Source organism: Streptomyces sp. NPDC002520 (assembly GCF_053595235.1).
This window is the reverse complement of record NZ_JBSFXG010000003.1, coordinates 40543-66453: the sequence shown is the minus strand read 5'-3', so window position 1 is coordinate 66453 and position 25911 is coordinate 40543. Positions and strand designations below refer to the sequence as shown.

The 25911-nt window shown below is 67.9% G+C and carries 21 protein-coding genes, 1 tRNA gene and 5 pseudogenes; 12 read left to right on the top strand and 15 right to left on the bottom strand.

Annotation, left to right across the window (positions count from 1 at the left end; genetic code table 11):
* Nucleotides 1–70 precede the first annotated feature (70 nt).
* The 8 genes and pseudogenes from ACWD5D_RS06310 to ACWD5D_RS06275 all read right to left on the bottom strand — a co-directional run bounded on the left by ACWD5D_RS06310 (nucleotide 71) and on the right by ACWD5D_RS06275 (nucleotide 6087).
* Nucleotides 71–673: a chaplin gene (locus tag ACWD5D_RS06310; RefSeq protein WP_451371964.1), complete on the bottom strand. Its 603-nt coding sequence runs from the start codon at nucleotides 671–673 to the stop codon at nucleotides 71–73.
* Between the two features lie 1984 nt (nucleotides 674–2657).
* Nucleotides 2658–2801, bottom strand: a complete 144-nt coding sequence (locus ACWD5D_RS06305; RefSeq protein ID WP_451371639.1) for a hypothetical protein — start codon at nucleotides 2799–2801, stop codon at nucleotides 2658–2660.
* Nucleotides 2801–3517 (bottom strand): annotated as a pseudogene (locus tag ACWD5D_RS06300) (DEAD/DEAH box helicase); the annotation flags it as partial. The pseudogene ACWD5D_RS06300 and the gene ACWD5D_RS06305, both read right to left, overlap by 1 nt.
* A 216-nt stretch (nucleotides 3518–3733) precedes the next feature.
* Nucleotides 3734–3937, bottom strand: coding sequence for a cold-shock protein (locus ACWD5D_RS06295; protein ID WP_069779708.1), 204 nt, complete (start codon nucleotides 3935–3937; stop codon nucleotides 3734–3736).
* A 230-nt stretch (nucleotides 3938–4167) separates the two neighbouring features.
* Nucleotides 4168–4506, bottom strand: coding sequence for a MerR family transcriptional regulator (locus ACWD5D_RS06290; RefSeq protein WP_451371638.1), 339 nt, complete (start codon nucleotides 4504–4506; stop codon nucleotides 4168–4170).
* Nucleotides 4507–4802: 296 nt separating this feature from the next.
* A complete protein-coding gene (locus ACWD5D_RS06285; protein ID WP_451371637.1) occupies nucleotides 4803–5291 on the bottom strand; it encodes a DUF5994 family protein in 489 nt (162 codons plus the stop codon).
* Nucleotides 5292–5424: 133 nt separating this feature from the next.
* The gene (locus ACWD5D_RS06280; RefSeq protein WP_451371636.1) at nucleotides 5425–5748 is read right to left on the bottom strand and encodes a hypothetical protein; all 324 of its coding nucleotides are present in this window, start codon (nucleotides 5746–5748) and stop codon (nucleotides 5425–5427) included.
* 78 nt (nucleotides 5749–5826) lie between these two features.
* The gene (locus tag ACWD5D_RS06275; protein ID WP_451371635.1) at nucleotides 5827–6087 is read right to left on the bottom strand and encodes a hypothetical protein; all 261 of its coding nucleotides are present in this window, start codon (nucleotides 6085–6087) and stop codon (nucleotides 5827–5829) included.
* 509 nt (nucleotides 6088–6596) lie between these two features.
* Between ACWD5D_RS06275 and ACWD5D_RS06270 the strand changes: the two genes are divergently transcribed.
* A complete protein-coding gene (locus ACWD5D_RS06270) occupies nucleotides 6597–6974 on the top strand; it encodes a hypothetical protein (RefSeq protein WP_451371982.1) in 378 nt (125 codons plus the stop codon).
* Between the two features lie 135 nt (nucleotides 6975–7109).
* Here the strand turns inward: ACWD5D_RS06270 and ACWD5D_RS06265 are convergent.
* Nucleotides 7110–7664, bottom strand: a pseudogene (locus ACWD5D_RS06265) (PAS domain-containing protein); the annotation flags it as partial.
* A gap of 312 nt (nucleotides 7665–7976) precedes the next feature.
* Here ACWD5D_RS06265 and ACWD5D_RS06260 point away from each other — a divergent pair.
* Nucleotides 7977–9305 (top strand): hypothetical protein, encoded by a 1329-nt coding sequence (locus ACWD5D_RS06260; RefSeq protein ID WP_451371634.1) that lies wholly within the window; start codon nucleotides 7977–7979, stop codon nucleotides 9303–9305.
* A gap of 406 nt (nucleotides 9306–9711) precedes the next feature.
* On the opposite strand, the gene ACWD5D_RS06255 is transcribed toward ACWD5D_RS06260, so the two are convergent.
* The 3 genes and pseudogenes from ACWD5D_RS06255 to ACWD5D_RS06245 form a co-directional block, all read right to left on the bottom strand.
* On the bottom strand, nucleotides 9712–10002 hold the full coding sequence (locus ACWD5D_RS06255) for a hypothetical protein (protein ID WP_451371633.1): 291 nt from the start codon (nucleotides 10000–10002) through the stop codon (nucleotides 9712–9714).
* A gap of 148 nt (nucleotides 10003–10150) precedes the next feature.
* Nucleotides 10151–10363, bottom strand: a complete 213-nt coding sequence (locus ACWD5D_RS06250) for a DUF4287 domain-containing protein (protein WP_451371632.1) — start codon at nucleotides 10361–10363, stop codon at nucleotides 10151–10153.
* A gap of 121 nt (nucleotides 10364–10484) precedes the next feature.
* Nucleotides 10485–11133: pseudogene (locus ACWD5D_RS06245) on the bottom strand (DUF1152 domain-containing protein); the annotation flags it as partial.
* On the opposite strand from ACWD5D_RS06245, the pseudogene ACWD5D_RS06240 reads away from it, so the two are divergent.
* Nucleotides 11111–11407: pseudogene (locus tag ACWD5D_RS06240) on the top strand (winged helix-turn-helix domain-containing protein); the annotation flags it as partial. The pseudogenes ACWD5D_RS06245 and ACWD5D_RS06240 sit on opposite strands and share 23 nt — an antisense overlap.
* Nucleotides 11408–11547: 140 nt before the next feature.
* On the opposite strand, the gene ACWD5D_RS06235 reads toward ACWD5D_RS06240, so the two are convergent.
* Nucleotides 11548–15315 carry an FG-GAP-like repeat-containing protein gene (locus tag ACWD5D_RS06235; RefSeq protein WP_451371631.1) on the bottom strand — a complete coding sequence of 1256 codons (3768 nt, stop codon included), beginning with the start codon at nucleotides 15313–15315 and terminating at the stop codon, nucleotides 11548–11550.
* 994 nt (nucleotides 15316–16309) lie between these two features.
* Between ACWD5D_RS06235 and ACWD5D_RS06230 the strand changes: the two genes are divergently transcribed.
* The 6 genes from ACWD5D_RS06230 (at nucleotide 16310) to ACWD5D_RS06205 (ending at nucleotide 22759) form a co-directional block, all read left to right on the top strand.
* On the top strand, nucleotides 16310–17467 hold the full coding sequence (locus tag ACWD5D_RS06230) for a hypothetical protein (RefSeq protein ID WP_451371630.1): 1158 nt from the start codon (nucleotides 16310–16312) through the stop codon (nucleotides 17465–17467).
* A gap of 1089 nt (nucleotides 17468–18556) precedes the next feature.
* Nucleotides 18557–18919 carry a type II toxin-antitoxin system RelE/ParE family toxin gene (locus ACWD5D_RS06225; RefSeq protein WP_451371629.1) on the top strand — a complete coding sequence of 121 codons (363 nt, stop codon included), beginning with the start codon at nucleotides 18557–18559 and terminating at the stop codon, nucleotides 18917–18919.
* A 9-nt stretch (nucleotides 18920–18928) separates the two neighbouring features.
* Entirely contained in the window at nucleotides 18929–19279 is a 351-nt protein-coding gene (locus tag ACWD5D_RS06220) for a helix-turn-helix domain-containing protein (RefSeq protein WP_451371628.1), read from the top strand.
* A gap of 308 nt (nucleotides 19280–19587) precedes the next feature.
* A complete protein-coding gene (locus ACWD5D_RS06215) occupies nucleotides 19588–19794 on the top strand; it encodes a hypothetical protein (RefSeq protein ID WP_451371627.1) in 207 nt (68 codons plus the stop codon).
* A gap of 82 nt (nucleotides 19795–19876) precedes the next feature.
* The gene (locus ACWD5D_RS06210) at nucleotides 19877–20038 is read left to right on the top strand and encodes a hypothetical protein (RefSeq protein ID WP_451371626.1); all 162 of its coding nucleotides are present in this window, start codon (nucleotides 19877–19879) and stop codon (nucleotides 20036–20038) included.
* A 474-nt stretch (nucleotides 20039–20512) separates the two neighbouring features.
* Nucleotides 20513–22759: an N-6 DNA methylase gene (locus ACWD5D_RS06205; protein WP_451371625.1), complete on the top strand. Its 2247-nt coding sequence runs from the start codon at nucleotides 20513–20515 to the stop codon at nucleotides 22757–22759.
* Nucleotides 22760–23207: 448 nt separating this feature from the next.
* On the opposite strand, the gene ACWD5D_RS06200 is transcribed toward ACWD5D_RS06205, so the two are convergent.
* Nucleotides 23208–23281, bottom strand: a tRNA-Gly gene (locus ACWD5D_RS06200).
* 285 nt (nucleotides 23282–23566) lie between these two features.
* Here ACWD5D_RS06200 and ACWD5D_RS06195 point away from each other — a divergent pair.
* The 3 genes from ACWD5D_RS06195 (at nucleotide 23567) to ACWD5D_RS06185 (ending at nucleotide 25049) form a co-directional block, all read left to right on the top strand.
* Nucleotides 23567–23725: a hypothetical protein gene (locus tag ACWD5D_RS06195; protein WP_451371624.1), complete on the top strand. Its 159-nt coding sequence runs from the start codon at nucleotides 23567–23569 to the stop codon at nucleotides 23723–23725.
* Nucleotides 23726–23950: 225 nt separating this feature from the next.
* Nucleotides 23951–24526: a dCTP deaminase gene (gene dcd / locus ACWD5D_RS06190; RefSeq protein WP_067004673.1), complete on the top strand. Its 576-nt coding sequence runs from the start codon at nucleotides 23951–23953 to the stop codon at nucleotides 24524–24526.
* Between the two features lie 13 nt (nucleotides 24527–24539).
* A complete protein-coding gene (locus ACWD5D_RS06185) occupies nucleotides 24540–25049 on the top strand; it encodes a phosphoribosyltransferase (protein WP_451371623.1) in 510 nt (169 codons plus the stop codon).
* Between the two features lie 34 nt (nucleotides 25050–25083).
* Here the strand turns inward: ACWD5D_RS06185 and ACWD5D_RS06180 are convergent.
* A pseudogene (locus ACWD5D_RS06180) lies at nucleotides 25084–25762 on the bottom strand (enoyl-CoA hydratase-related protein).
* Between the last annotated feature and the right edge of the window lie 149 nt (nucleotides 25763–25911).

The following is a 25911-nucleotide window of genomic DNA, read 5'->3' as shown; positions in this document are numbered from 1 at the left end:
TGAAGGTATGACGAGTCACTTGCTTCCCCACCCCGACCGGTCGACACGGTGAGGTGAGCGACCTGGCCGCCTAGCCGTTGACGCAGGTGTTGGCCCCCGTCGGGTTGAGCAGTCCGATGACGTTCACGGTGTTGCCGCAAGCGTTCACCGGGATGCTCACCGGAGCCTGTACGACATTGCCGGACAGCAGACCGGCCGAGCCCGTCGCGGTGCCCACGGCTGCCACCTTTTTCCTGACGGTCAGGGTCGCGGGGGCCGGGGGATTCAGGCCGACCATGGTCATCGTCTCAGGGCGGTTGACGTAGGTTCCCGCCTTGTCGGCGGTGACATTCACCGTGACCGTGCAGGACTTCTGGCCGGCGGCCAGGTCGCCGTCGGTCAGAGCGACGGACGAGTCCCCCGCCGCTGCGGAGACCGTGCCGTTGCCGCAGGTCGTCGATGCCTCCGAGGTTGAGGCGACCTTCACTCCGGCCGGCAGATCGTCGGTGAGGCTGAAGTCGTCCTTGGCCGCGAGTTCACTGGTGTTCGTCACCGTCATGGTGAGCGTCGAGGTGCCACCCTGGTCGATCGTGGCAGGAGTGAACGCTTTGTCCAGTTGCGGAGTCGCGTCCAGGATCCGGATGTTGTCGAAGGCGTGGTCGTCGCCGTCCGGATCCCCTTGCCCGTTGAGCATCTTGATGCCCAGTTGGGTGCCGTTGAACAGTACGGCTCTGTTGCCGGTGAACGAGCCGGCCACGATCCCTCTCATTCCTCCGGGGTAGGGCTTGGCCTTGGGGTCGGTACAGGGATTGATGGGGGTGGTGAAGGTCGGGATGTCCGGACCGCTGCCGGTCAGATAGAACTTCAGAAGCGGATTCTTGAGTGCGCAGTTGTCCGCGGCCACGTCCACCGCGAAGGTGATGTAGCGATTCGGCTTCGCGATCGGGATCGGCTGCTCGGTCCGGAACTCCACCCCGTCGACGCCAGTGTTCACGGTGTCGCTGTACGCCGACACCGCGTGGTTGGTCGCCGGATCAGTCCCGCCGACCTGCCCCAGCGCGTTGGTCATGTCCTTCAGATACTGCACCCACCGGCAGCTGGGCTCACCGGCACCGGTCTGGTTCAGGATGATGCCGTTGCACTGTCCGTGGTCAAGCCACCGCGGATCGGCCGTGTACCTCTCGTCGAGCGGCGGAGAACCGACGTAGTTCTCCAGGAAAGTCGGGGTGTCGCCTGTGTTGTTCTCGAAGTCCTCGACGAACACCGTGGCCGGGGCCTGGGGGTCTCCCGGAGTGCCGGATGAGTGAAGGGTTTCCGCGCTCGCCGGATTGCCCAGGGACGAGGCTTGAGCGGTCGGTAGAGCGCTCGTGAGCGCGAGTGCCGCGAGGAACACTGATGCGGTGCGCGTGCATCGGCAAAGCTTCACTGCGGGAATTACCGCCACTTCTTTTCCAATCATCACGGCATCCAAGCTACAGAGGTCATGGGTGAAAATAAGGCGACCCGGACCCTTACTATGCACTCCGTATTCAAGCAGGCGCGTCCGAGGAAAGAAGGTCGGTGGGTCAGGCAATTGCGTTTTTCACCTCGCTGGTCGAATCGGGATGAAATCCGCGAAGGTGTATCGGAATTTCATTCAATAATGACCAGGAGTGCGCCGTGTGCCAAAAGGTTGGCGGCGTCGACTGGTACTCCCCGCTCGGCCTGGTGATCGCGGCGGCAGCGGCCTGGGGGCTGGCCTACGTCATCGGGACCAAGCGCGGCCGTATGTGACGGCTGGTCAGGCGCCGCCGTCTGTTGTCGGACCCGTACGCCATGATCTCCCCATGGGGGCGTTCGAGCGCGGTACTCCTGCGGAAAAGGAAGGGGGAGCCGGGGTTCGTGGAATCCCTCTCGGTGACGGCTGCCCGAGGGCCGTAGCCCCCGGGGCGACGGGTCACGCAGGGAACAGCGCGATGCGCCCCGCAAGCGGTGCTGGGGTGGCGGGGCTGACGACCCGGAAGTCACGTCGGTCGAGGGTGAGGATCGCGTCGGTGTCGTAGTCGGCCGGCCAAGCGCCCGCATCCGCAAGCGACTTGGGCTCTTCCGTTCGGGTGCACGGTGCGCGTCCGGCACCGGGCGGGACGGGAGGGGGGAGTGCTCTGACCGCGCGAACACCCGATGGTCGGCGTGAAGCAGCAGGTCAGGTGCCGTGCTGCAACGTGAGCGGGGTGTACGCACAAGGCGTTCGTGTCCTCCGCGTGCCCAATCTTCCGGCGCGGGGCCGCAGGCAAAACGCCGAAACGGCTCACCAATAAGCAAGCCCCAGGTCGCTGACCTGGGGCTTCAAAAAGAGCGGGTGACGAGGATCGAACTCGCGCTCTCAGCTTGGGAAGCGACGGCGCTCGGCGCGGCACATAGGTGCTGACCTGCACAGACGGGCTCTTTTGCAGGTGGCAGGCGTGGGCGGGACGTACCGCTGCGGACTCTTGTTGTCCGTTCTCAAGGGCACGCGGAGGGCACGGAGTCATCGGTATGGGAGGTGTGAGGCGGCAGCGGCTCTTGCCGAGTTGCTGTCGGTGCCTCCTGACGCCGCCAGGCCAATGGGCGGTTGCGCTCGCATATGCCGGGGGATCGGGCCACATCCTCGGGTTTCCATTCCGCAAGCGGCGCATGACCTGTCGTCGCCCCGGAAACCGTCACCAGCCGAGAGCATCCTTGTCGGCCCGCGTGTTCCGGGCCGGCATGACCGGGCGTGCCTCGTGGCAGGTGAAGCCGAGGCCGGTCAGTGCCCGGCGCATCTCGCTCGTCGTGAAGTCCCGGCGGTTCAGTCTGGTGATCACCCGCGTGCCGGGACTTGGCCGAGCAGCGCGGTCACCTGGGGCATGAAGCCCATGTCGGCCATCTGGCCGGCCTCGTCCAGGACGGTGACGGCGACCTGGTCCAGTCGGCAGGCTCCTCGCTCGATGAGGTCGTTGAGGCGGCCGGGCGTGGCGACGACGACCTCGGCGCCGCCGCGCAGCGCACTCGCCTCCCGGCCGATCGACATGCCGCCCACCACGGTGGCGAGCCGCAGCCGCAGGGCTCGGGCGTACGGGGTGAGCGCGTCGGTGACCTGCTGGGCCAGTTCCCGGGTGGGGACGAGGACGAGGGCGAGCGGCTGCTTGGGCTGGGCTCGCTGCCCGTCGAGGCGAGCCAGTAGCGGCAGGCCGAAGGCGAGCGTCTTGCCCGAGCCCGTACGACCCCGGCCCAGGACGTCCCGGCCCGCCAGCGCGTTCGGCAGGGTGGCCGCCTGGATCGGGAAGGGAACGGTCATACCCTCGGTGCGGAGTGCGGCCAGCAGCCGTGCGGGCATGTCCAGTTCGGCGAACGTCTCGACCGCGGGCAGCGGCTCGGTCAGGGTGACCGGCAGAGCGAACTCCTGGCGGCGTGCGGTGGGTGCTCGTCGACCTCCCTTGGGCCGGGGGCCCGGACCGGAATTTCGACGGCGCGGCTCCTGCGCCCGGAAGCGGCTGGAACCACTGGAACGAGCGGAACGAGCGGAACGGGTGCGATCCACGATGGAGCCTTCCTCGATGCGGCACGTATCGAGGAATTCCTTGAGGAGGAATCACAGGAATGAGCCGAGTGAAATCCGAAGACCTTGAGTTGGCGTTCCTTGCGTTCCTTAGGGCCTTGCGGGAGTAGAAAAAATGGGCTGGGGCCCGCACCCCAAGAGTGCGGGCCCCAGCCACATACTGCGCGAACCAGTGGCTCGCGACGGTTCGCGTCAGCGTCAGGCGGGAACGATGTTCTCGGCCTGCGGGCCCTTCTGGCCCTGTGTGACGTCGAAGGTAACCTTCTGGCCTTCCTGAAGCTCGCGGAAGCCCTGGGTGGCGATGTTCGAGTAGTGGGCGAACACGTCAGCGCCGCCGCCGTCCTGCTCGATGAAGCCGAAGCCCTTTTCCGCGTTGAACCACTTCACGGTGCCAGATGCCATATTGAATCTCCCTTGAGGGGCAGTGTCGGCTCCGCACTTTGTGGAGCCGAGTCGCCGCAATGATCACCCCTCCGGAAAGATTCCGGAAAGCTTTGCAAAGAAAAATCTCTGGCAACCAAAACTGCAACTGCTATCACGTTAACACAGGAGAGGGCGGCAGCGGTCATGTGTTTTCGGACTCGTTCGGTAATTGTCATCCCGCTGAAGTGTGCATTTCTATATCGGCGAGACTAGGTATCCTCGCCGTGCTCGTCCAGCTTCCGGCGCGTTTCCCGGTTCATCCGGCGGGCGTCGTCGAGCTGGTCCTCCAGGCTGATGATGCGGCACGCGGCCTCGACGGGGGTGCCCTGGTCGACCAGCTCCCGGGCGCGGGCGGCGATGCGCAACTGGCGGCGGGAGTACCGGCGGTGGCCGCCTTCCGAACGCAGCGGAGTGATCAGCCCGGCTTCGCCGACGGCCCGGAGGAAGGCGGGGGTTGTGCCGAGAACATCGGCGGCCCGCCCCATGGTGAAGGCGGGATAGTCGTCGTCATCGAGGTTGCCGGCGACAGGGGTGTTCTCAGCGGGCATGGCACCTTCGTTTCGGGGGCGCGGCGAGGGATCTGGGCGTGCGTGGCACCCGTGCTGCGAAGGATTCGGCGCCATTCGTCTTCGGCGCCGTCCGCCTCGTGCGACAACCCTAACTCCGGCGGGCACGGACATGTGGTCTCGCCGTGGCAGATATCCCCTCTCGGGCCGGCGTACTCAGCTCGCGGATTCGCCCTGCTCCGGTGTCAGCCCGGCTGCGGACATGAGCCATACGGGGCCCGTTCGGTGGCTTCCGGCGGGACTACCAGCAGGTCCCTAAGCCTCCGGGGTGGCGTGCCTCATTGCGTCTCCCCTGCCGTGCCCCCGAGGCGACCGGTCTCGGCGAGCGCCAGCATGCGCGCGGCGGTCAGCGGGTTCTCGGGGTCGGCTGCGGCGGCCAGCAGCCGGGCGGCTGTTCCGGCGGGCTCCTCGGGCGGGACGACCAGCAGCACCCAGCGCCCCACGGTGCCGCAGTCCAGGGTGATGACGTGCGCCGCGCTTCCGGGGCCGGCCGGCTCCACGGCGATCTCCCGGCCGGGTGACATGACCGTGTGCGGGGCGTCGGGCCATTCGGCGGGGTCCACAGTAACCCGCACCGTTGTGTCCGGGTCCGGCTCCAACGAGCCGACCAGTGAGGGAAGTTCGAGTTCCAGTACGGCGCAGCGCGGCCACCAGGCCCCGTCCAGCGGGCCGTGGCTGACGTCCGGGGTGAGGACCAGGCGCGGCAGGGGCATGCGGTACGTGTGCGTGTCGGCCGCGCCTCCGGCCGGCGTACGGCTCGGCTCCATCGTGCGGTCCCGTCCCGGGAGCCGTGGAGCGACTGCCCGTTTCGTCACTCGCCGGGAACGGCACCGCCGGAAGCGCTGCGCGAAAAGCTCTCGGTACGGTCAGGTTACTCCTGGCCGAGGAGAGGCGGGCGGGTCAGTCGCCCGACTGCGACCGCTCTGTCTTCTCCCGGTCGTCCTGCCGCTCTTGGTCCTCCTGCTCCTCCTCCAGCTCTTCCATCAGGCGGATGCCGACGTGTGTCAGCGAGACGGCGGCCGGGGTCCGGTGCGAGGTCCAGTCCACGTGGATCAGGCCCTCGTCGGCCAGGTAGACGCACGCGGCGGAGAGGTCCTCGTCGGGCAGGTCCAGCTCGGCACGGAGCACCGATCCGCTGACCTCGGGGCGGTTGTGCTCGACGGCCCCGTACAGGGATTCCAGGACCGCCTTCCGGATGTTCTTGCGTTCGCGGAGTTTCGTCATGGCTGTCGTTCTCCGAGGTGTTGACGGCCGCGCGGGGACGGACGCGACGGTGGATCCCCGTGGCCTCAGGGATCCGGGTCACACCTCGTCGGCGTGTGCTTGCGCCTGCTCTGTCGATGTACTGGTCGAGAGCCAGGACCGTGCGGGTTCCGCGGCGTGCGCGGTGTCGATGGTGAGATGGAGCCGGGTCCCCCCTTCGCGGCCGGCGGGGTAGCTGCGCTGCTCGGTCGAGGCGAAGCAGCGGCGGAGGACTTCGGCCACGCGCCGGGCGACCTCCGGAGTCGGGGCCACGATGCGGACCTCGGCGTGACTCTCGGAGGGCAAGGGCTCGTGCTCCATAGGGACCTCCTGGCAGGCGACGGGTACACACCAAGAACGCGGTCGCTCCCCGAGCCGCCGAGCGACGGTGACGGGGCGGCGGCGTGTTTCCACGGCGCCCCTCTTCTGAAGGGTATGCCGGGTAAGGGCGGCCGTGCGTCCCATGACCGACCGGCCACCTGCCGACCGGCCAGCTGCAGGTCGCCCGGCCGACCCCGGTGGCCACGCGAGTCGGCCCAGGCGGGGGAAGCAGCGACCGCTCACGGACGGCCGGTGCCGTTCCCGGCGCCGGCTGCCGCAGTCGTCGGCGACCGCCGGGCCGCCGAGGCGGGCCCGGCCGGGAGTACGGTGGAGACACCGAGGGCACGCCGCGCACCGCATCAGGCACCGGCGCCGTTCTCGGGGATCGATGACGCCGGGGCGGCCTTCGTCCGCGCCCGGGGCAGGGTTGGTCATGACCGCGCAGGTGTTCCTCCCGACGACTTTGACCCTCCCCGCTCCGGCGCGCCCGGGGTAGGCCGCGTACCCGCATGCCGGGCCCGCCGAAGAGGGAGCGCAGGTCCTCGCCCCAGGTCGCGGAACGCGTCCGCCCACTGACGCGTGGTCAGGTCGCGGACCGTCTGCAGGAGCTGGGCGACCTGTACGCGGAGACCTCCGGTGGCGACCCATGGGCGTGGAATCAGGGGCGTGTCGCGTTCCTGCGCCATCTCGCGGCCGACGCACGACGACCGGGGTTCTCGCTGCTGATCGCGGAGACCACCGCCCTGACCGGATACGCCTACGGCTTCCCCACGGCCGGCGCGGGTCCGTGGTGGGCAGGCTTCGACGGACATGTTCGGGGGAGTCTGCTCAGGACATGGCGGGGCTCGGCCGATGGCCGCCGGCGCCCAGGTGGGTTCCGAGGATGAGTCCCTGCCCGGCTTCGAGGCACCTGTCGTCGTCCCCGCGTGCCGAGCGCCCTGCGGCCAGCGCCCGCAGCAGCGGACAGCGCTCTCGCGGGATGAGGGCGCCTTCCGGGTCCCGGTGGCACAGGTCATGCAGGTCCTGCCGTACATCGCCACTGCCGTGCGACCCATCAACCGCTCGGCGGCCGGGTTGACCGCGACGATCCGCCCCGCCGGGTCGACCACGGCGACGGCCGTGCCCAGCTGCTCGACCACCCGCTGCCACAGACCAGGCTCTGCCGCCGACAGCCGCCTCTCGTGCTCTCCGCCGGACCGCAAGTCCTCCACCACGTCGCCGCCGTCCTTCCCACACAGACCACACCGCGACCCGGGCCCCCGGGTCGGCGGGTCACAGAGACGTCGGTGCCCTGACGGGTCCTTCTTCGAGTACCCGGCAGCACGGCCGACACGACAGCGCCTCCGCGACACCGCGGTACGGCCGCTCCGGCCGGGCCTGTGACTGCCGGTACGGATCACATCGGTCGTCGCGGACCTCGCTGCGGGTCTGCGCCGCTCAGTCGGTCGGTGTCCCTGGTCCCGCCCGACGACGGGCCGCTCCGATGCGGCCTTCCGGCACCGAAGTACCGGCCGCTGGGAGGGACTTCGGCATCTCCCGAAACCCGGAGTGAAGCTGCGGGTTGGGCGGAAAAGCATGTATGGCTCTGACGCGTAAATAGCAGCAGGTCAGGGTGGGTGTGGGCCGGTATGCACCGACTCGAACATCGACGGCGACCAGCAGCTCGCCTGCCGGGGACAGCCCGCAGACGGACACCCGCGTCCGGACCGGCCTGACGACAGGAGGGCCAAGTCCTCATGTTCCAGGCGTACTTGGCTACGCCAAAGCCCCACGGCTACTCCTAATCGCCGTGCGTCCGTGCTCAGCGGTCGATATAAAGACGGACGGCCGGGCGGGTGTTCCGGAGAGGGCCCCCGCCGTCTCGAACGCGTCAGAGGTGGGGATCGAGAGTGTTGTTGCGGAGAATACGCAGATGGGTCACGGTGGTCGTCGCGGCCGCCGCGCTCGGCGTGGGAGGTGCGACAGCCGCGCACGCCGCGGACCAGCCGGAGGTCACCTACGCGGGGAGCGTGTCGGACGACCTCGGGACCCTGCAGATCAATGCCCGGTCCGGGGTCGACATCACGAGCATCACGGCGCACCTGGTCTCGTACGCCTCGCAGGCCGAAGTCGCCGAGATCGGGACCAAGGACTTCCAGCTCTTCTCCGGCACCCGTCAGGATGGCAACTGGCGTACCAAGAAGCCGTTGAAGCTGCCCGAGTTCGGCTCCTACCGCATCGACGTGGAGGTGACGGACGCCGACGGCGGCCACGTGCTGCGTCAGTCCGCGGGGGACTTCGCCTACTACGTCGTGGCGAAATTCGGCGCGCTCACCGTCGACCGCACTGCCATCGACCGTGAACACCGCGACGTGCGGGTCCAGGGGACGCTGTACGGGCGGTGGCCGACCCGTCAGGTGAAGCCTCTCGCGGGACGCCAGGTCGAGATCGACGTCGACTACTGGACGCAGACCACTGTGACCACCGACGACGAGGGTCACTTCACCGCGTCGGTGCGGCTTGACGCCGCCGCACCCATCCAGGCCGTGTTCAGAATGGACGGTGGCACGCCGACGGTGCTGTACGGGGAGTCGGAGCCGGTTCAGATCGGTGTCGACCAGATTCCCACCCGTTTCACGTCCACGGTGAGTTCGACCGACATCGACTTCGGTCAGCCGGTCACGCTGAGCGTCAAGGTCGAGCAGAAGACCGCGGACGGCTGGGTGCCGCTGGCCGGGCGCTCCGGGGGCGTCCTGTTCGGCCCCGACGACGCGCAGACCGGCCTCGTGGGCGGCTTCACCACCGCTGACGACGGCACCTTCACGATGGACTACACGCCGTGGCAGGGCGGCTACTTCCAGCTCGCCCTGGACACCTCGGACGACCCGTTCCTCCAGGCCGGCACCGGTACGAGCGAGGTCGTCCATGTGCACCGGGCGTCGAAGTTCACGGCCTTCACGGCCGCCCGCTCCGACACGGGACAGGTCCACGCCGAGGGGCTCATCGACTTCCCCGACGGGTGGATGCCTGCCTGGATCTACGTCCATATCCAGTACTCGCCCGACGGTGTGAACTGGTCGACGCTCACCACGGTCGAGGCTTCCTGGGGCGGCAGCGGCAACGATTTCGCCGCGGACCTCGACCAGAGCGGTGCCGGCTACTACCGGGCCGTCTTCGACGCTGACGGCAACTTCCAGTCGGCCACCTCGCAGACGGTCTTCGTGCCGGCGTCCGCTTAGCTGGAGCCTGTCGTCGCCATGAGCTGTCGGACTCTGAGTGGGAGTTCGTGCGAGCGCTGCTGCATGTGCCCCTGCGGGGATGGAGGCGGCTGGACGACGGGAAGGCCCTGCACCGGATCGCGTGGAAGTTCCGTACGGGCTGAATGGGCGCTCAACCGGTGGGGCCGCCGTCCAGGGGTTGAGGACGACGGCTCACGTCGGTCACAGACTCCGGGGAGCAGCCACATCCCTATCAGGTCGATCATCGCGGGCTCCCGACACTGGAAGTCGGCAGTCATGCGGCGTGGAAGTGGTCGCTAGGGTCCGCCTCGGTCCGTATTCGTCCGCCGCTGTTGGTGTCAGCCGTTGATGTCAGACATCAGTGGCCCAGTTGACGGTCGCCCTGGATAGGGAGTGACGGCGCCACTCAGTCGCCGTCGCCGGCACGACGAGTCTTGGCGAACGCTCTGCCCCGGACCTGAAGCGCCGCGCCGAGCACGATGAGCCCCAGAGCAACGGTGGAAAGATTCGCCACCGCTTGGAAAGAGAAGCCGAGCAGTTTGGGGCCTCCGTCCAGGACGAAGCCGCCACCCATCGCTATCCAACCCCAACCAGCCCAAGGCGACCGCGTATATGCCGCAGTTCCCCGGCCGTTCAAGGTCAATACGCCCAGGACTACGAAAAAGCAGCCGATACCCAACATGATCCACGCGGACATGGCACCCCTCCGCGGGGAGGCTACTACACGGGCGGAACGTGTTCGGTGGCCCAGCGATCTGGTAGAGCCCCAGTTCGGAAGATGCCGTATGCGGGTCGCGGCCGTGCTGCACCATGGCGATGTTCCCTCACGGCACCGAAATGACGGTTCACTTCCCGCTGTCCTCGGCGAGGGTGTGGGCGACAAGGGCGTTGGCATGGCCATGGCCGAGTCCATGTCCGGTCTTGAGCCAGGAGACAAGTTCCATGTGCTTCGTCAGGGGCGACGAGCGTATGAGGTCCTTCCACTCCGCTATGGGGCGGCCGTACTTCTCTTCAATCGAGGGGAAGTAGCTGGCAGGACCTTTCACGGTTTCAGCCATGTCGTCAGTGTCCCATCGTCGAGTGTCGAGTAGATGTGCGCTCGATATGACCGGAGAGGAAGGATGAAGTGATCGGTTCGACGCAAGTGACCTGAGTCACATGCCTACCACCCCGGCCACGATGGGTTCTGACCTCGTCCAGGGCGGCGGTGGTCATGATGGCGCGGGCCAGGTTGTTGCGGCTCAACGCTTCGTCCAGGTCGACCTCATGGACCCTTGGGCCCCAGGCGGTGAGAGGTACGGGAAGGCCGGCGTCTCGGACCTCGCAGGTGCCCGGATGCCTCGGGCCGTTGCGGCGAGCATCGCCGTGGCCTCGGAGGGGTGCCATTCCAGGACCGTGCTGATCAGCTCCACGTCCTTCGCCGTGAGGGTGTGGGCGACGGGACCGAGCATCGGGCGTAGGCCGTCCGGTGAGAGTTCGCCGTCCAGGCCGGGACCGGCGACCAACAGGCGGATAGGTGCGTTCACTTGGCAGGCTGCGGCCAAGGTGAGGGCGTCGGCGAGTGGGCTCTTCAGGGTCGGCTCGTCGCCTTGCGCGCGGATGTCGCCGCCGACGTCCAGGAGGTCGATCGACTCCGGGTCCAAATGTCTGATCAGCTCTTCCAGCTGGCGTGTGATGCCTTCGGCGCCGTGGTGCGGGTCGAGCAACGCGAAGGTGTGAGTGAGTTCCGACGCGAGGCGCGGGAGGGTCAGCCCGCTGGAGCGATCGGGCGGGCCTCGGCCGGCACTGCTGAGACAGCCGGGGTGATCTGGTCGAGGCCGGTGAAGTCGTGGTGCGTACGCCTCGCGCAGGCGATCCAGCCTCGCATCGAGGACGGCACGTATCCGCCCGGCACCCGGGTTCCGAGTGAGAATCAGCTGGTGCAGGCCTTCGGGATGTCCCGCCCGACCGTCGTACGGGGGCTTGAGTTGCTGAAATGGGACGGCTGGCTGGAGTCCCGTCAGGGCTACGGCACGATCGTGAGCGGGCGCCCGGCCGGTGTTGAGCAGAGAGATCGTCGGGGCCGTGAGGCCCTGGAGCGCGACGAGTCGCGCACACGCGGTGCACCCGAGGGTGGCACTCTTCGGCCGAGCGTGCTGCCACCTCGCCGACGGGGGCACAATCCGGACGTCTCCGCCTCTGAGGACGAGGCAGGCCCCGACCGTCACGGTCGGGGCCTGCCTCGTCCTCTCGCGGCGTCGGATCAGAAGAGAGCCTTGTAGCCCTGCCATCCGGTGGCGATCTTCACCCGACCGGAGAACGATCCCCTGCCGTCGCCGCTGTTGCGCCACAGGTTGCCGGAGGTGTCCCGGGAGACGAGGTCCGCCTTCCCGTCACGGGTGATGTCCCCGACGCCGACGACGACGTTGTACGCCGCACCCCAGTCGTCGAACACCTTCGCCCGGGCCGCGAACTTCCCCGTCCCCGTGCCGTTGTAGCGCCACAGTTCGTTCGAGGCATCCTGCGCCAGCAGATCCCCGTGGCCGTCGCCGTTCAGATCTCCGACCCCGATGATCTTCTTGTAGCCCTTCCAGTTGTCGTACAGCTTCACCCGCGTCGCCAGCTTCCCGTCGCTGGTGCCCTTGTGCAGATACACCGCCCCGGTGGAGGAGTTACGAGTGATCAGATCCGCCCGCCCGTCACCGGTGATGTCCCCCGGCGAGGTCAGCACGTTGTACTGGTTCCAGCCCGTGCCCAGCGACACATACGACGTCGACGGCGTGACCGCCTTGCCGCAGCCCGGCCGGTACGCCCGCAGGGAGCCGTCAGCCATCCGAACCAGCACGTCGTTGCACCGGTCACCGTTCACGTCCCCGAACGGCACCGCCTTGATGGATGTCGACCAGCCCGAGCCGCTGGTCTTGCCCGAGAAGACCCCCGTGCCCGAACCATGCTGGAAGGTGAGCGAGCCGGTGGAGTTCAGCGTCAGCAGATCCCCGACGCCGTCCGGCACCGAGCCGGCGCCCGCGTGGTCCCTGGGCGCCGCCGTGATGACGCGTGTGGATGACTCGGCCGTCGCGCTCTGCCAGCCGCTCTTGCGGGCGGTGACGGCCAGGGTCAGCTTCTTGCCGCGCAGCGAGGCGGGTACCAGGTACGTGGAGGCGGTGGCCCCCGAGACCGCCTGGCCGTCGGCCTTCCACTGGTAGGTGTACGAGTCCGGGATCGGCGTCCAGGATCCGGGCTTGGCGGTGAGCCGGGAGCCGACCTGGGCGGTGCCGGTGATCGTCGGGGCGGCGGTGTTCGTCAGCGGGGCCGGGGTGACGGTGAAGCTGCCGCGCGGGTACTGCCAGCCGTTGTGGGTGATGACGCTGAGGCTCCAGTCGCCTGGGGTGAGTCCGGTCAGGTCCAGAACGGCCGTCAGCGAATTCCGGTCGGCGGCCACCGAGGTGGTGGTGGACTCGACCGTCCTGCCGGACTGGCTGATCCGCACCTTGTCGTCCTCGTGCAGGGCGGTGCCCGTCACGGTCAGCGTGGTCTTGGTGCCGCTGACGCCGCTGGTCGGGGTGACCGTGCCGGCGCTGACCTTCTCGGTGCCGCAGATCGAGTACACACAGACGAGTTCCGCCTTGTAGGCGGTCTGCGAGGCCTTCTCCGGCAGCCCGACGACCAGGATGCCCGGGGTGACCTCCGTCGTGTACGGCTCACTCACGGAGCATCTGTAGCCGCTCGGGATGTACAGCGTGCAGTTGTTGTCCAGGCTCGCGTCGTACAGCGCGGGGACGGCCGTCTGGGTGCCACCCGCGGTGTCGCTGACCACGAAGTCGAAGGAGTCGTGGTATGCGGTGGGCAGCGCCGCGCAGGCCGCGGTGTGCTGCTCGTCCAGGGTGCCGGTGACCGGCCCGTACCCATAGCTGACGTTCGGGACCTTGGCGCACTCGGCGGCAGGCCCGGCGGGCGTCGAGATGCGCAGGGCGTCGAACCGATAGGACTCGGCGGCCGACAGGTTCGTCGGGACGGTGACGAGGACCTGGTAACTGGTGGAGCCGGTGACCGCGCACGCCTTGTTGCGGTACGAGCAGACGGCGTCGCCCTCCGCGTCGTACGCCAGGATGTTGGCGGTGCCCAGCGGGTCGCGGACGTTGAGGTGCAGGGTGTCCCCGGCATCGGCGGTGGTCACCTGGCGGCAGAGCAGCAGGCCGGGCGCCGCGAGAGTGCCGCCCGTGGACGGACCGCCCACCGCGGTCGCCGGGTTCGCCGTGCAGCCCTTGGCGGTGGCGGTGACGTCACGCCGGGTGAGGGTGTACTCGGCGGCGGTATCGCGGCCGGTGACCAGCACCGTGTGCGCGACGCCCGGGGTGAGGGCGCAGGTGGTCCAGGTGGACATGGAGGGCCAGACGGAGCAGACCTGCTTGCCGCCGGCATCCAGCACCGAGAACTCGGCCGTGGAGCTGCCGGAGACGGCCCGCAACTGGAGGTTCTCCACCGCGCTGTGGTCGTCCGCGGGGATGGACAGGCAATGGGAGAAGACTCCGTCGCCGGTGCTGAACCGGGCCACGGCGCTCTCGGAGGTGAAGTCGCCCGCCGGGACGGCCGGACAGTCGCTCGCCGCGTCCGTGCGGTGCAGGGCGATGCGGTACGAACCGGTCGCCGTGTTGCTGTCGTCGGTGGACACCAGGGCGCGGAACGGGGCGGAGCCGGTCAGTGCGCAGGTGCCCGCGCCGAGGGTCTCCCAGTTGCACCGCTGGACGCCGTCGGCGTCGACGACCACGACCTCCGGCTGCGGAGCCGGTCCGCTCAGGGGCGTCAGCGCGGCCATCCGGGCGCCCTCGGGCAGCGGCAGCGTCAGGCAGTCGATCTCGCCCGCCGTGGCGAAGGTGCCCTGGTGGGTGCCGAGTTCGACCGGTTCGCAGCCGGCGGTTCCGGCGCGGTCGACGATGAGCGTGGCGTGGTCGGTGAGGACGGTGTAGTCACCGGCGGGGATGCCGCAGCCGGCGCAGACGGCTTTCCCGTCACGGTTGTACACACTGAGGCTTGAACGGGCTCCGTCGGTCACCTCGTACACGGAGTACCGCCCCGCCGCCGAGGCGGTGAAAATCTTGCAGCCGACGGCAGGATCCACCGTGGTGGGGGCGGAGTTGTACGCGTTCACGGGGACGCGCGCACAACCGGCGGGGTCGGACAGCCGGCGGATCTTCAGGGTGTACGGGGCGGGGAAGCCGCGCTCGGCCTCGCTGACGCGCCCCAGCACCCGGTACGGCCCGTCGCCGGGCAGCACACATCCCTCGCTGTCGTCCTCGTTGAAGTGCGGGCAGATGTGGGCACCCGTCTCATCGGTGATCCAGTTGATGCTCTCGCCGTAGGTGTCGGTATGGAAGTCGACCGTGATCCGCTCGCCGGGCTTTCCCGTGAACGGATGGCACACGAGGCCGAACGGAGAGGCCACGGAGCCGGTGACCGGAGGAAGGTCCCAGGACGTGCCGGTCTCTTGCGCACAGCCGGCGGTGGCGGCGAGTGGGGTGACGGTCACGGGGATCTCGCTGGACCCGGTCCCCCAGCTGGTGTTGACGAGCTTCAGGGTGAAGGCGCCGGCGCGCGGCAGCGTGCACCAGCCGCTGCCCCACGTGGCGTCGTAGCAGTCCAACTCGGTCTCACCGTCGAAGACCTGGGCGCTCGTCGCGGTGCGCTCCGTCAGCACGCGGTACAGGCCGGGCTGTTCGGCGGTGAAGGTGAAGCAGGCGCTGCCGCCGGCGGGAACAGTCGCCTTGCCCAGCGCGGAACCCGGGTCGCCGAAGGGGGCGAGCGGGAGGCTGGCGCAGTCCTCGGCGGCGGTGGAGGCTGAGGCGGACGATGTGGTGCTGCCGGTCGCGGTGGCCGATGTGGTGGCATCGGACGCGGCAGTGGTCATGGTGCCGTCGGACGCCTGTGCCGCGCCGACGGGGAGAAGGGCTGCCAGCAGGACCGACAGCGTGAGCGTGAACAGTAGTGCGGTGTACACCGCGGATCTCCCGCGCGTACACAGGCAGTAGGGCAATTGCGTTCCCCCCCAGGACGGCGTCGAGCGACGCAAGTGAATGCCGGGGCCCTACGTGACCGCGGGATCGAGGGCGGCGCACGGCGAAATCAGGCGAATGATCGCACAGATGTGCCTCTTGAGACACCTGTTATCAGGTGTCTCGGGGGCGTCTCCCGCCGAACTGGGGACACCGCACCGTGCTCCCTCCCGCGCTGCTCCCTCGACGCAGAGGCTCGCCGCAGCTCGGGCGGGCCGGGCGGCCCGTCGCGGTGTCGGTAAGCCAGGGCTTCCAGACAACGGCGGACACCTACCTTCGGTGATTTCTCTGCGAGTTTCCCTTCCTTTTCAACGCATCGTTCGCCTTGTCGGCGACGACCGCATGGGCCTGCGACGAGGAAGGCGCGGGCCGCTGCCGCGAAGAAATTCCGACGAGCCTTCTGGCACGAATATGGCAAGCGGCGAGTGATCAGCGAGGACAGCAAAAAGGCCCAGGTCTCTGACCTGGGCCTCAATCATGGAGCGGGCGACGAGAATCGAACTCGCGCTCTCAGCTTGGGAAGCGACGGCGCTTCCCGCACCGCATGACTGCTGAACTGCGCTTTTACGATGCGATCGGCTCCGTGCTGCGTCGCCGACGAACCGCTGGTGACCGTGCTTGTCCGCTCTGAAGGGCACGCTATGGGCACGACGCCGTGACGTGGACGAGTGCCTGCCCATGCCGCCTTCTCCCGGCTCGGAGCTCGTTGACGCGTAGGCCGACGGGGAGGAGCCGTCGCGGCTGCACACTGATGCCGGTCGCCGCCCTGGTTCGGAAGATCACAAACTGCCGGTTCCACCTCGCTGCCGCTGCTTGCGACCGCATCCTTGCGACCGGCGGTCTGTCCGGCTCAGCGGACCAGCCTGCCGCTTCTTACCTCACACCGAGAACCTGCCCTGCCTTCCGGCCATCTCTAGGAAGGGCGCATGACGTGTGGATACCGAGCGAGGCGACGAGAACCGAAAGTGAGAAAGCGTGTCGGCCATCAGCCAGCGGGTACACCTGGTGCTGCTCACCGCCTGGACGATCCTCTGGTTCGCCGTGGTCCAGCCCCACGGGGGGTTCTCCTGGCACTACCTGCGTACTGGTGGGGAGCTGCTCTACGCGGGCTCGGGCAGGGCAGATGGCGGTCTGAATCTGTACGCCCACCACCCCGAACTCCAGATGGGCCCCGTCAGCTTCCTGGCGGCGGGCCTGTTCAACCCTTTTCCCGAGCCCGTCGGGCAGTTCCTGGCCGCCGCTGTGATGTCCCTGCTCGGTCTGCTGATCCTGGTGGTGGCCGGACGCAGCGCCGCCTTGCATCTCCTGGGCACGGGCACCAATCACCAGCGACTGCGGCAGCGGGTCCTGATCGCGGGCCTGGCCTTCATCCCGATGTGGATCGAGGTCTCCGTCCGTTTCGGTCACCTCGACGACGTACTGGCACTCTTCTTCACAGCCCTTGCCGTATGCGCTCTCACTCGCGGCAGCCCCACTGCGACGGGCGTCTTCCTGGCCCTGGCCATGGACTCCAAACCGACCACGCTGGCCTTTCTGCCGCTGCTGCTCGCACTGCCGAGGGGGCAGTGGCTGCGCGCGGGTCTGTGGTGCGCGGCTCTGGTCGCGCTCGCCTGGCTGCCGTTCCTCCTCCATGCCCCGCAGTCGTTTGGTGCAGCCGAGTTCACCATCCCCAACCAGCCTGCGTCCGCGCTGCACTGGCTCGGCGTCGACGATCCGCGAACCCCTCCTTGGGACCGGCCCGCGCAGGCCACGGTGGGCCTGGCGCTGGGTTGTGTCGCGGTCTGGCGAGGCCGCTGGCCCGCCGTCGTCCTGCTCGGCGCCAACGCCCGGATCGCCCTGGACCCCAGCGTCTACACGTACTACACCGCCTCCGTCCTGCTGGGCACACTGCTGTGGGACGTGATCGGACAGCGGCACCTGGTGCCCTGGTGGAGCTGGATCGGCCTGATCACCTTGTACGGCACGGTCTTCGTCGTTCCCGATGACGCGGCCCGCGGCCTGATCCGCCTGGGCTTCGTCATCGCCTCCACCGCGTATGTCCTGCTCTGGCCGGTACGAGACCGGCGTCGGCGGCACTCCCGGTCCCACAGCAGGCGGGTGGGAACCGACCAGGCCCCGGGCACGGAGAAGTGAACCACGCCCGGTGCGCCGGAAAGATCGCGTCCCTGACGTGTCAGGGCAGGCCGCGCACGTCACGTTGATGAGGCACCGGGCCGGTGGACCACGGCTCTCGTCTCCCACGCCGAACCGCGATGCCGCGTCCGACAGGCGGGGCGGGCCAGCGGAGTTCGATACGGTATCGGCCGTTCCTTCGAGGGGTCCTCCTTCTGGAGTTCGAGTCCTTGGGTCTGCTCTTCTCCGTCAGGCTCGTGCGGCACAACGAGGAGGCCGCCGAAAGCTAATGGTGCGGTTGTGGTGCCCGACCCGCCCACCGGTCTGGACAACAAGGAACTCCCAGGCCTCTGGCCTGGGGGTTCCTGTTGGAGCGGGTGACGAGAATCGAACTCGCGCTCTCAGCTTGGGAAGCGACGGCGCTTGGGCGGCCACGTGGTCGCTGACCTGCATAGATTCGTTGTGTCACCGCACGCGTGAGTGCTTGGTGGCTCCCCTGTTGACCGTGGTTGTCCGCTCTGAAGGGCACGCTATGGGCACGACGCCGTGAGGTGAGCGAGTGCCGTGCCTATGTCGCCTTCTCCGTGCTCGGGGCTCGTCGACGCGTAGGCGGCTGAGGGGGGCGTCGCTACTGCACATGGATGCCGGTCCCCTGCCTTAGCTCTCAAGATCACAAAAAGCCTCAGTGGTGATGCTGACTCTGATCTTCATGGCGGGCAGCCTTGTACCCAGGGCGGTGGGTGTGGCGCGATACCGCCACTCAAGATTGCGAGATTTACCTCTCCCGGCAAAGACCTCAGCCCTCATGGTGAGGATCTTGCTGTCCGAGGTGAGGAGGCAGCCTGATGGGGTGGATCACCGTGGGATGGAGCTCCGCCCTGGGACTGTTCGTGATGCGCGTGCTGCACCGCCAGGTGCGAGCACTCCTGCTGGACGTGGGTGCCGTTATTCGCGCGTGGCGTGAGCTTCTGCGTGAGGTGAGAGATTCGGCACCTCCCACCAGGGGTGGTGGCCCATGAGGGATTCCTGCCGGCGGGGGCAGTGCCGGAACAGTCAGCTTGCCGCCATTTAAGGAAATCCTTAAACTTGCTGGTGTCGAGGGGAGTCGTCTTGAGCTGGGCGATCAAGGTCACCGATGAGTACGCGGAATGGTTCCGGCGGCTGATCAAGGAGGATCTCGGTTCTGCCTCCCAGATTGCCCAGGCCGTTGCCGCCCTGCGTGACGCTGGTCCCACTCTGGGCCGTCCTCTTGTGGATCGGCTGAAGGGGTCGGACCTGCATCACCTCAAGGAGCTGAGGCCAGGATCGGGTGGCCGGTCCGAGATCCGGATCATCTTCGCCTTTGATCCGACTCGTTCCGCGTTGCTACTCCTCGGCGGCGACAAGACGGGTAACTGGGAGCGCTGGTACCGCGACAACATCCCTCTTGCTGAACAGCTCTACCGCGACTACACCGGTGACACTGAGGACTGAGGAGTAAGCATGCCCAAGAAGGCCCCACAGGACTGGGAGACCCTGGAGCAGGAGCTGTACTCGGCCGGTGTGGATCCCGCTGAGGTGGAAGCTGGTTCGCGTCGTCTGCTGGCGGAAGCCCGCGGTCATCAACTCGCCGAGGCGCGCAAGCAATGCGGGTTGGCCCAGAGGGACGTGGCTGCCCGCATGGGCGTGAGTATCGCTCGCGTATCCCAGATCGAGCATGGCGAGGTCGCCACTCTCGATGTCATCGCACGTTACGTCGAGGCGCTCGGCGGGAGGTTGGACCTGGTTGCCGACTTCGGTGATCACACACTGCGGATGCCGGCAAGTGGTGATCAGGGCAGCGCGGCGGCGTAGCCTCCCCGAAGGCTTTGGAGCGGTCCCGTGCAGTGCACCGCTTGGGTGGGTCCCGACGGGAAAAGAAGGCTGAGGGCTCTCCTTTCCTGAACCAGCACGTCGAACTCTTCCGTTCCGATCGGCGTGCAGGTCGCAGCATCTTCGGTCGGAAACGGTGCAAGGCCCGAACCGCCGTCGGCGTCCCCGACGGCGGAGGCGGTGGCGGTGGTGGCCACCGCATCGGCGGCCTCCCGCCGCGTGCTGACGGGTCTTCACCGGTACCGGACTGGCAGGCGGCCCCTTCCCCGGCACCGTAGCGAGGTACTGACATGCGCCGCACCCTTCCCACGCCCCTGCTGGCGCTTGCCCTGACCGGATGCTTGTTCCTCGGCCAGGACACGACGTGCACCGAGGCCGACGCGGACTCGCAGGTCGCTGCCGTGTGGCGGCCCGCCGACTTCGGCCGGACGGAACGCGGCGAAGATCCGGTTGTGCGTGGACGGCACCTGCGAGGAGCGGACATCAGGCAGCCCTGACGACCCGTTCGCCAGGCTGGTAGTCCGGCTCCCCGACGACATCGGCGCGTCCACCGTGCCTGTACAGCTCACCGTGACCTCCGTGAAAAACAGCGACAAGGTCGTCGAGGACAGTACCCAGGCCAAGCTGACCGAACAGCACCCCAACGGCGCGTCCTGCCCGCCCACCGTCTGGACGGCGACATTCCGTGCCCACCCCGACAAAGGCCTCACCTCGCCCAAGGGCATGAAGCTCCAGGACTGAGCCCCGCACGCAGACGCACGTCCTTCTCCCGGCACAACCGGGGAGGGACGTGTGCTTCGCGCCCCTGCCCCGCCGCGTGTCCACACCCGCCGGGGTCCAGAAGCCCACCTGGTCCCTCGGCGTCGCCTGGCTTTCCAAGCTCCCAGGTATGCGCGAGAAGACCGACCGAGATTTTTGTTAACCCCTGTAATCGTTGGTTCCGGGTTGAGCGAAGGGTCACGGGAACGTTGTCCGACCTGCTTTCACATGCTTTTTTCGTCTAGTCCGTGGCCGTTGCGGTGCAGACTGCCCACCACTCCGCCCAGGTGGACTCATTGAGCACTGTGAATGCGCGTTTGGATCGTACGCCCCAGCCCTCGTAGGGTCCTCACATCGAAGCCTCGGTCAGCCCAACAACCAGGAGTCAACGTGCAGTTGGCGCGCAATGAACAAACCGGCCTTGTCACCCGAAACCAGATAGCAGAGCGTGCAGGCGTGAAGCGTCCGGCCGTGTCGAACTGGGCCCGGCGGCACAAGGACTTCCCCACCCCCGTGCGCTCCGGCGATACGGAGCTCTTCCACGAGGCCGAGATCATGCGATGGCTGAAGGACCGCACCATTCCTCAGTCGCAGTTGCTCGAGGGGGAACAGGCGGGAACCACCTTCGCCGACCGATTCCGCCGGACCGGAGGCGACCGGCCGTCCGCGGTGCCGAGAGCCGTAGGGAGCAGCACTCAACGCATCGGGACCGAGGACAAGAAGGCAGTCGACCAGCTGATGGGCCCGCTCGCGGACCGGGTCCGAGGTCCGGCGACGATGGCGGACTTCGTGAATCTCTGTCTGATCGTGATGTACGCACGACATGCGGAACCGGAGCGGTGGCGCCGGGTCGAGGACGTCATGTCGGCAGGCCAAGGGGCCCGAGACGTGCAGTCGCTGCTCCGTTGCCTCGGTGACATGGCGCAGGACACGCTGCGCCGGAACGGCGACCGCACCGACATGCGCGGCAGCCTGCTGCAACTGGAACCGCGGAGCTGGGACGACCTCACCACGGCAGTACGGACGGCGGCGGGCACGGGCGTCGGCGCGTTCCAGCTCGTCTGGGAGTCCTTCAGCGCCAGGGAAGGGCTACAGAGCTCGGAGTTCTGCAGCCCGGTGGGTCTGGCCTCGTTGTCCGCGGCACTCGTACTGACCCCGGGACAGAAGACCACGGTGCTCGACCCCTACACGAGAGGGGGAGAGATGCTGGCGGCTGCGCACCACCACATCGGAGGCGCGCGTGAGACCTTGTACGGCGAGACCCTCGACGGCCGGCTGCAAGCGGTCGCGAGTCTGTACCTTCTCCACCTCGGCGTACGGCCCAAGCTGACCAGCACCCGGTCCGACCGATGGCCACCGAACCGTGAACACGGTGTTGACGTGGTGCTGACGAACCCTCCGTTCAACATGAGCGACGCACCCGGCCCCGGGCGCCGGACGGGAAACTGGTCGTACGGATCACCGCCACAGGGCAATGACAATTTCGCCTGGGTGCAGTACGTCCTCGGCGCGCTGGTACCCGATGGGCGGGCAGTGGTGGTCATGCCGGTCAAGGCGGGCAACTCGGTGAACGCCGCCGAGCGCGAGATCCGCCGCGCCCTTGTCCGCAGGTGCGCCGTGGAGTGCGTCATCACGGTGCCGTCCCATCTGTTCTCCGCGACGCCCGTGCCGGTGTCCCTGTGGGTTCTGCGGCGAGCGGAGCATCCGTCGAGGGAAGGCATCCTGTTCGTCGACGCCCAGGAGTTGGGAACGAAGGTCCGACGCCGGCGCGTGCTGCGAGACAAGGATCGCGACGCGATCACGGCAGTGGTCCGCCCCTGGCTGGACGGGGAACAGTGCCCGGACAGCGAGTACGCGGTACGTGCTGCCGAGCGAGGCTTCTCCGCTGTCGTCGTGGCCCGTGAGGTCGTCGCCGACGAAGGATGTTCACTCCGCCCTGCCGACTATCTGGGGAGCGGGACCTACGGCGCTGCTCCCGCAACGGCCGCATTGCTCGAAGCCGGCGACGCGGTGGCGGAGCACACGGACAGGCTATGTGCGCTGGAGCGGCGGGCGAGGGAAACGGGGAACGGCTACCGCACGGGTTCGGGACCCGGCGGCTGGAACGAGGCACTGCTCAAGGACCTGTGCGACATTCAACCCGGGCCGTCGTACACCCGCCTACCAGCGGCGGCACGCACGGCGGATGCCGGTGTTCCACTCGTCTTCCCGCAGGATCTCGTTGACGGGAGGATCGCAGACGAAACCCGGGACCGCGTGCCGTGGCAGACGGCCGAGCGCTTCAAGAAGTTCGAACTGCTACCGGACGACATCGTCTGCGTACGCACAGGCGCGCAGCAACAACCCGCGCTGGTCTCCGGCACGCAGGCCGGATGGCTGCTCAGCTCGAACGTGACGCGTCTGCGCGTACTCCGGGACGCCGAGATCGACCCCCTGTACCTCCACGCCTACCTGGGCCTCCGGTACGCGCGCGAGTGGATGTCCCACCGCGCAGCGGCCACGGCAGCCCCGTCGCTGAGCTCCGCGGCTCTAGGCCACCTTCCCGTGCGCTTCCCGCCGATCGGGCAGCAGCGGCTGAGCATGGATCTTCTCGGTGAGCTCGGCCGACGCGCCGACGCGTACGCCTCGTACGTCTCGGCACTTGGCCGACTGCGGGCCGAACTCGCCGAACACCTGCTGCACGGCTCGGTTGAGCCACTGTGACGGCCTGCTACCGCCGATCTCCCTACGCGTCTCTTCTCCCTGTCGCCCCTGACTTTCGGAAGGATCTACGTTCATGCCCGAATCAACAGCCCGTTCCGCACGTACGTGGCAACTGTGGTTGGCTCTGTACGTTGCCTGCTCCATGGTGGTCGGCCTCTTCGTGAGTCTGTTGGTACTCCAGTCAGGCGGTGGCCCCGCTGATGTCGTTCTGGCAGGTGGAGGCGGATTCGCGACCTCCTTCGCCTTGTGCCTCGCACTGCCCGCGGCGGTCCGCGAACTCAAACGACAGAGCTGACCCGCGCCGACCGCCCACGCGGCTGAGCCCGGTCGGCCGACCCCCGCAAGCCACGGATGCGGCGAACTCGGCGACGACCTTCCGTGCCGGCTCTGCTGCCGTCCCGGCTCCGGCCAGCAAAAAGGCCCAGGTCAGTGACCTGAGCCTTTTCCGTGGAGCGGGTGACGAGAATCGAACTCGCGCTCTCAGCTTGGGAAGCTGATGTTCTACCATTAAACTACACCCGCGTAATACACACGGACCGATGACTCCGAGGGGCCGATGTCCGAACGCTCGCTCACTGTACCTCATCGTGGACCCCGGGTGCCCGGATGGCGGCGCGAGGGTCGTGGGAGTTGAGGGGATCCCTGTGCGGGGGACGCGAGTTGGGGCGTACCGTGGGGGCGTGGGAGAGGGGCCGGGCGAGGTCGGAGTGCCGCCTGGAGAGTCGTCTCTTTGATCCCGTAATGTGGCTTTTGTCGTCAGGGCAGTGAGCCCGACGCGGCTCTTGGGGAAGGGACTTAAGGGACTTGATGGAACGCACCGTCGTCCGCTGTGCGGACGGGCACGTCTTCAGCACCGCGTCGTTCCCGATGCAGCAGGCCGAGCGCCTCGGCCCCGGCCGGCTCGTGAGGTGTCCACGGTGTGCCCGGCTCCGCAGTGTGGTGCCCGTCGCCCTGGAGAAGCGGTAGCGGGCGAGAGATGAGGAGCGGGCCGAAGGCCGGCAGCGGGTTGAAGATCGAGTAGCCGGCCGCTGATCGAGAAACCGGTTGGAGATCGAGAAACCGGTTGGAGATCGAGAAACCGGTTGGAGATCGAGAAGCCGGCTGGAGATCGAGAAGCCGGCTGAAGATCGAAAAGGCGCGCGGAGTCGTCGCGATTGTCGTCGCTCCGCGCGCCTTGCGTATCCTCGCTACGTGCTTCTCTCAGACAAGGACATCCGGGCCGAGATCGACGCCGGGCGGGTACGGATCGATCCCTATGACGAAACCATGGTGCAGCCGTCGAGCATCGACGTGCGGCTGGACCGCTACTTCCGGGTGTTCGAGAACCACCGCTACCCGCACATCGACCCCTCGGTCGAGCAGGCCGATCTGACCCGGCTGGTCGAGCCCGAGGGCGATGAACCGTTCATCCTGCACCCCGGGGAGTTCGTGCTGGCGAGCACGTACGAGGTCATCTCGCTCCCCGACGATCTCGCCTCCCGTCTCGAGGGCAAGAGCTCGCTCGGGCGGCTCGGACTCGTCACGCACTCCACCGCCGGGTTCATCGACCCCGGGTTCAGCGGCCACGTGACCCTGGAGCTGTCCAACCTCGCCACCCTGCCGATCAAGCTCTGGCCGGGCATGAAGATCGGCCAGCTGTGCATGTTCCGGCTCAGCTCCCCCGCCGAGTTCCCCTACGGCAGTGAGCGCTACGGGTCCCGCTACCAGGGGCAGCGCGGGCCGACCGCCTCGCGGTCCTTCCAGAACTTCCATCGGACCCAGGTGTGAGGGCGACCAGATCATGAGTGACGTGCGGGAGAACCTGACCTACGAGCGCTTCGGCGTCGCCGTGCGCGAGCTGGCGCAGACCATCGCGGACGACGGGTACGAGCCCGACATCGTGCTGAGCATCGCGCGCGGCGGCGTGTTCGTCGCCGGCGGGCTCGCCTACGCCCTCGACTGCAAGAACATCCACCTGGTGAACGTCGAGTTCTACACCGGTGTGGGCACGACCCTCGAGATGCCCGTCATGCTCGCGCCGGTTCCCAACGCCATCGACTTCTCCGACAAGAAGGTGCTCATCACCGACGACGTCGCCGACACCGGGAAGACGCTGAAGCTCGTCCACGACTTCTGCCTCGACCACGTCGCCGAGGTGCGCTCCGCCGTGATCTACGAGAAGTCCCAGTCCCTCGTGAAGTGCGAGTACGTGTGGAAGCGGACCGACGACTGGATCAACTTCCCGTGGAGCGTTCTGCCGCCGGTACACAAGTCGGGTGAGGCGCCCAAGGAGAACAAGGAAGCGCTCTGACCGCTCTGCCTGACCGCTCTGCGCGACTGTGTCGTCAGTCGGTCGGGGTGGTCGGGGCGGCTGTTTTGCGCAGGGTGGCCAGGACCGGGCCGTACATGCGCGCCTTGATGGTGCCGAGGGTGTCGCCGGCCTTGCCGAGCTGTGCCTCGGCGATCTCCACGGCCGTGGATCGTACGGCGTCCTCGTCCACCGCCCGGTCGACGATGCCGGCGCTCGCCGCGTCCCAGCCGCCGTAGCGGCGGCCGGTGACCATGGCCTCGTGCGCGGTCTGCGGCGCCAGCCGGGCCTGGATCAGGGCGGCCATGCCGGGCGTGAACGGGATGTTGATGTCGGCCTCGGGCAGACACCAGAACCCGCGGTCGCCGCGCATGACGCGGAAGTCGTGCGCGAGGGAGAGCATCGCGCCGGCGGCGAAGGTGTGCCCCTGCAGGGCCGCCACCGTGATCAACGGCAGGGACAGCACCCGGGCGAAGAGGTCATGGACCGTGGCGCGGTAGCTCTCGTGCTGGTCGGGGTGGGCGCCCAGCCAGTCCAGGTCCAGGCCGTTGGAGAAGAACTTCCCCGTCGCGGTGGTCACGAGGGCACGGGGCCCCTCCGCCTTCTCCACCTCGTCCAGGGCGGAGTCGACCGACGCGAGCCAGTCGGGGTGGAAGCGGTTCTCGCCGTCTCCGATGTCGAGCACGAAGACGTTGTCCTGGGTCTAGGGCAGGCATGCGCGCTCCCGGAGGCTGTGCCGACCTCATGGCCGCGGTGCGTGCCACACATCCAGGTAAACGGCGCCGGACGGCCGCGTCAAACCGGTGCCAAACCGGCGCCGGGCAGGCCGTGCGAAAGGGCCCCCAGGAGTCCACGACTCCCAGGG

What these genes read in the sequence shown, in the direction of transcription:
- ACWD5D_RS06275 (WP_451371635.1), bottom strand. Translation starts at nt 6,087, where the DNA reads ATGGAGCACGAGCCCTTGCCCTCCGAGAGTCACGCCGAGGTCCGCATC.
- ACWD5D_RS06290 (WP_451371638.1), bottom strand. Translation starts at nt 4,506, where the DNA reads ATGCCCGCTGAGAACACCCCTGTCGCCGGCAACCTCGATGACGACGAC.
- ACWD5D_RS06285 (WP_451371637.1), bottom strand. Translation starts at nt 5,291, where the DNA reads ATGGAGCCGAGCCGTACGCCGGCCGGAGGCGCGGCCGACACGCACACG.
- ACWD5D_RS06220 (WP_451371628.1), top strand. Translation starts at nt 18,929, where the DNA reads ATGCCCAAGAAGGCCCCACAGGACTGGGAGACCCTGGAGCAGGAGCTG.
- ACWD5D_RS06185 (WP_451371623.1), top strand. Translation starts at nt 24,540, where the DNA reads ATGAGTGACGTGCGGGAGAACCTGACCTACGAGCGCTTCGGCGTCGCC.
- ACWD5D_RS06270 (WP_451371982.1), top strand. Translation starts at nt 6,597, where the DNA reads ATGCCGGGCCCGCCGAAGAGGGAGCGCAGGTCCTCGCCCCAGGTCGCG.
- ACWD5D_RS06310 (WP_451371964.1), bottom strand. Translation starts at nt 673, where the DNA reads ATGCTCAACGGGCAAGGGGATCCGGACGGCGACGACCACGCCTTCGAC.
- ACWD5D_RS06280 (WP_451371636.1), bottom strand. Translation starts at nt 5,748, where the DNA reads ATGACGAAACTCCGCGAACGCAAGAACATCCGGAAGGCGGTCCTGGAA.
- ACWD5D_RS06255 (WP_451371633.1), bottom strand. Translation starts at nt 10,002, where the DNA reads ATGTCCGCGTGGATCATGTTGGGTATCGGCTGCTTTTTCGTAGTCCTG.
- ACWD5D_RS06215 (WP_451371627.1), top strand. Translation starts at nt 19,588, where the DNA reads ATGCGCCGCACCCTTCCCACGCCCCTGCTGGCGCTTGCCCTGACCGGA.
- ACWD5D_RS06250 (WP_451371632.1), bottom strand. Translation starts at nt 10,363, where the DNA reads ATGGCTGAAACCGTGAAAGGTCCTGCCAGCTACTTCCCCTCGATTGAA.
- ACWD5D_RS06295 (WP_069779708.1), bottom strand. Translation starts at nt 3,937, where the DNA reads ATGGCATCTGGCACCGTGAAGTGGTTCAACGCGGAAAAGGGCTTCGGC.
- ACWD5D_RS06195 (WP_451371624.1), top strand. Translation starts at nt 23,567, where the DNA reads ATGGAACGCACCGTCGTCCGCTGTGCGGACGGGCACGTCTTCAGCACC.